This is a genomic window from Rhodococcus sp. R1101 (assembly GCF_000278445.1).
In the GTDB taxonomy this organism is placed as follows: domain Bacteria; phylum Actinomycetota; class Actinomycetes; order Mycobacteriales; family Mycobacteriaceae; genus Rhodococcus; species Rhodococcus gordoniae.
On record NZ_AJVB01000352.1, the window covers coordinates 1 to 4,047 of the forward strand.

5 protein-coding genes are annotated in these 4,047 nt (G+C 68.7%); all 5 read left to right on the forward strand.

The genetic code is table 11. From position 1 onward, the window contains the following. The coding region (locus tag R1101_RS27290) for a transketolase-like TK C-terminal-containing protein (RefSeq protein WP_037223975.1) at positions 1-221 on the forward strand (221 nt) is incomplete at its 5' end. 4 nt (positions 222-225) lie between these two features. Then, positions 226-1,371, forward strand: a complete 1,146-nt coding sequence (tal, locus tag R1101_RS0117600) for a transaldolase (RefSeq protein ID WP_016934677.1) — start codon at positions 226-228, stop codon at positions 1,369-1,371. A gap of 2 nt (positions 1,372-1,373) precedes the next feature. Further along, positions 1,374-2,915, forward strand: a complete 1,542-nt coding sequence (zwf, locus tag R1101_RS0117605) for a glucose-6-phosphate dehydrogenase (protein ID WP_026003409.1) — start codon at positions 1,374-1,376, stop codon at positions 2,913-2,915. Beyond that, the gene (gene opcA / locus R1101_RS0117610; RefSeq protein WP_332307014.1) at positions 2,912-3,820 is read left to right on the forward strand and encodes a glucose-6-phosphate dehydrogenase assembly protein OpcA; all 909 of its coding nucleotides are present in this window, start codon (positions 2,912-2,914) and stop codon (positions 3,818-3,820) included. The genes zwf and opcA overlap by 4 nt, the downstream gene beginning before the upstream one ends. Continuing rightward, positions 3,813-4,047 (forward strand): 6-phosphogluconolactonase (locus R1101_RS27295; RefSeq protein ID WP_037223977.1); only part of this gene is annotated, 235 nt, incomplete at its 3' end. The genes opcA and R1101_RS27295, both read left to right, overlap by 8 nt.

Genomic DNA, 4,047 nt, shown 5'->3' on the forward strand with positions numbered 1-4,047 from the left:
CCGACCGAGGGTCCCTGCCCCCGTCGGTGCGCGCCCGCGTGTCCGTCGAGGCCGGGCTCGCCATGCCGTGGTACCGCCTGATCGGCGACGCCGGTGAGCCGGTCTCGCTCGAGCACTACGGCGCCTCCGCCGACTACAAGACCCTGTACCGCGAGTTCGGCATCACCGCCGAGGCCGTCGTCGACGCTGCGCGCCGCTCGCTGACCCGAGTGAAGGGATGATCCGATGACCCAGCAGACCTCCACGCAGAACGCTGCGCTGGCCGAACTGTCCGCCCAGGGTGTGTCGGTGTGGCTGGACGACCTGTCCCGCGACCTCATCGACTCCGGCAAGCTCGCCGAGCTCGTCGCCACCCGCAGCGTCGTCGGTGTGACGACCAATCCGTCGATCTTCCAGGCCGCCCTGTCGAAGGGCCACGCCTACGACGCGCAGATCCGCGACCTCGCCGGAGCCGGCGCCGACGCCACCGAGGCGATCCGCACCGTCACCACCGACGACGTCCGTTCGGCCTGCGACGTCCTCGCACCGGTGTTCGAGGCGACCGGCGGTCTCGACGGACGGGTGTCGATCGAGGTCGACCCGCGTCTGGCGCACAAGACGGACGACACCGTCCAGCAGGCCCTCGACCTGTGGCGCATCGTCGACCGCCCGAACCTGTTCATCAAGATCCCCGCGACGGTGGCGGGCCTGCCGGCCATCGCCCGGGTGATCGGTGAGGGTGTCAGCGTCAACGTCACCCTGATCTTCTCGGTCGAGCGCTACGAGCGGGTCATCGAGGCCTACCTCGACGGTCTCACCGCGGCGAAGGCCGCCGGGCACGACCTGTCGGCGATCCGCTCGGTGGCGTCGTTCTTCGTCTCGCGTGTCGACACCGAGATCGACCCGCGCCTCGAGGAGATCGGCACCGATCAGGCGCTGGCGCTGCGCGGCAAGGCCGGCTTGGCCAACGCGCGACTCGCGTACGCCGCCTACCAGCGGGCGTTCGAAGGCGGAACGCGCTTCGAGCAGCTCGCCGAGGCCGGTGCCGTTCCCCAGCGTGCCCTGTGGGCGTCGACGGGTGTGAAGAACCCCGACTACCCCGACACGCTCTACGTCACCGAGCTGGTCGCGCCGAACACCGTCAACACGATGCCGGAGAAGACCCTCGAGGCCGTCGCCGACCACGGCGAGGTCACGGGCGACACCGTCACCCGCAACATCGCCTCCTCCCAGCAGGTCTTCGACGCGCTGACCTCGGTCGGCGTGGATCTCCCCGACGTCTTCCGCAAGCTCGAGGACGAGGGCGTGGAGAAGTTCGTCGTGTCGTGGAAGGACCTGCTCGCAGCGACGGCGGAACAGCTCGCGGCTCACGCGCCGGGCGCGGAGGGCTGAACGTGCCCGAATCCGGTGCGGCGGAGTGGGTGAATCCGCTCCGGGACAACAGAGATCGCAGACTGCCCCGTATCGCCGGCCCGTGCGCGCTGGTGATCTTCGGTGTGACCGGCGATCTCGCCCGGCGCAAGTTGATGCCCGCCGTCTACGATCTCGCCAACCGCGGTCTCCTGCCGCCCGGATTCGCGCTCGTCGGTTTCGCCCGGAGGGATTGGGCCGACGAGGATTTCGGTCAGGTGGTCCACGACGCAGTACGTGAACATTCGCGTACCCCCTTCCGCGAGGAGGTCTGGCAGCGCCTCGCGGAAGGGATCCGCTTCGTGCAGGGCACCTTCGACGACGACGCGGCATTCGCGGAACTCGCGACGACCCTCGAGAAGCTCGACCGCGAACGCGGTACGGGCGGCAACCACGCGTTCTACCTGTCGGTCCCCCCGGACGCCTTCCCCGTGGTGTGCGGGCAGCTGTCGCGTTCGGGTCTGGCCGCGCAACGCAACGGCTCGTGGAGCCGCGTCGTGATCGAGAAGCCCTTCGGGCACGACCTCGAGAGCGCACGCGAACTCAATTCGGTTGTCGGTGAGGTGTTCTCCGAGGAATCCGTCTTCCGCATCGATCACTATCTCGGCAAGGAGACGGTTCAGAACATCCTCGCGTTGCGTTTCGCGAACCAGATGTTCGAGCCGGTGTGGAACGCACACTACGTCGACCACGTGCAGATCACGATGGCCGAGGACATCGGCCTCGGTGGTCGCGCCGGCTACTACGACGGCATCGGAGCAGCCCGCGACGTCATCCAGAATCACCTGCTTCAGCTGCTCGCCTTCACCGCGATGGAGGAGCCGGTGAGCTTCGCGGCGTCGGAGCTGCACGCGGAGAAGATCAAGGTGCTGTCGGCGACCCGGCCGGCCGAGCCGTTCGAGGAGACCACCGCGCGCGGCCAGTACGCATCCGGGTGGCAGGGCGGCGAGAAGGTCGTCGGTCTGCTCGAGGAGAAGGGCTTCGCGGCGGACTCGACCACCGAGACGTACGCGGCCATCACCCTCGAGGTCGACACCCGCCGCTGGGCGGGTGTGCCCTTCTACTTGCGCACCGGCAAGCGCCTCGGCCGCCGCGTCACCGAGATCGCGGTGGTCTTCAAGCGGGCCCCGCACCTGCCGTTCGACAAGACCATGACCGAGGAGCTCGGTCAGAACGCGCTGGTGATCCGCGTACAACCCGACGAAGGCATCACGATGCGCTTCGGGTCGAAGGTGCCCGGCTCCGAGATGGAAGTCCGGGACGTGAACATGGACTTCAGCTACGGCCAGGCGTTCACGGTCTCCTCCCCCGAGGCCTACGAGCGACTGATCCTGGATGTGCTCCTCGGCGTCCCGTCGTTGTTCCCGGTGGACGAGGAAGTCGAATTGTCCTGGAAGATCCTCGATCCGGTGCTCGAGCACTGGGCGGCGAACGGGCGACCGGAACCCTACGAGTCCGGTACGTGGGGTCCGCATTCGGCCGACGAGATGCTCCGTCGTACGGGCCGGGAATGGAGGCGTCCGTGAGGCTGCAGTTGCGTAACACCTCCGCCAACGCCATCAGCCGCAAGCTGGTGGAGTTGCGACGATCGAGCGGAATGGTCACGCAGGGACGTGTTCTCACGTTCATCGTGTGCGCCGGCGACGCCCGTGGCCTCGACGCCGCGATCACCGCGGCCACCGAGGCGTCGAAGGAACATCCCTGCCGCGTCATCGTCGTCGGTCGCGGTCGCCAGGACGGCCCGTCGCGGCTCGACGCGGAGATCCGGGTCGCCGGTGAGGCGGGCGCGTCCGAGGCGTTGATCCTCGCCCTGCACGGCGAACTCGGTGAGCACCAGGAATCGGTTGTGGTGCCGTTCCTGCTGCCGGACACGCCCGTCGTCGCGTGGTGGCCCAACCAGGCCCCTGCGGTACCGGCCGAGGATCCGGTGGGACGTCTCGCCGTCCGCCGCATCACCGACGTGACCAACTCCGACGACCCGCAGGCCGATCTCGCCACCCGCCTGTCCGGTTATCGGCCGGGCGACACGGATCTGGCCTGGGCACGGATCACCTACTGGCGGGCACTGCTGGTCTCGGCGCTCGACCAGCCACCGCACGAGCCGGTGCTCTCGGCCCGTGTCTCGGGGCTGCGAACCGAGCCCGCGGTCGATCTGCTCGCAGGCTGGCTCGCGAGCCGTCTCGACTGTCCCGTCGAGCGAACGATCGGCGAACTGAGGGTGGAATTGCGCACGGCCTCGCAGACGATCGCTCTGGAGCGGCCGCAGGAAGGCCGCGTGGCAACCCTCGAACGTACCCACAAACCCGATTCGCTGATCAGCCTGGCGCGCCGGAACTCGGCCGAATGCCTCGCCGAGGAACTGCGCCGACTCGATCCCGACGAAGTCTACGAAGCCGCGTTGTCGGCCCTGCCGAAGGTGGAATATGCCTGACCTCGCCCGGAACCCGTCCGAGATCCTGCGTTTCGCCGATGCCGACCAGGTCGCGCGCGCGGCGGCGTCCGCCTTCGTCGACGCGGTCGTCGCCGCGCAGCGCGAGCGGGTGCAGGCCCATGTCGTGCTCACCGGCGGCGGCACCGGTATCGCGATGCTCGAACATGTGCGCCGCGCCCAGGGCGGTATCGACTGGTCGGCAGTGAACGTCTACTTCGGCGACGAGC

What these genes read in the sequence shown, in the direction of transcription:
- tal (WP_016934677.1), top strand. Translation starts at nt 226, where the DNA reads ATGACCCAGCAGACCTCCACGCAGAACGCTGCGCTGGCCGAACTGTCC.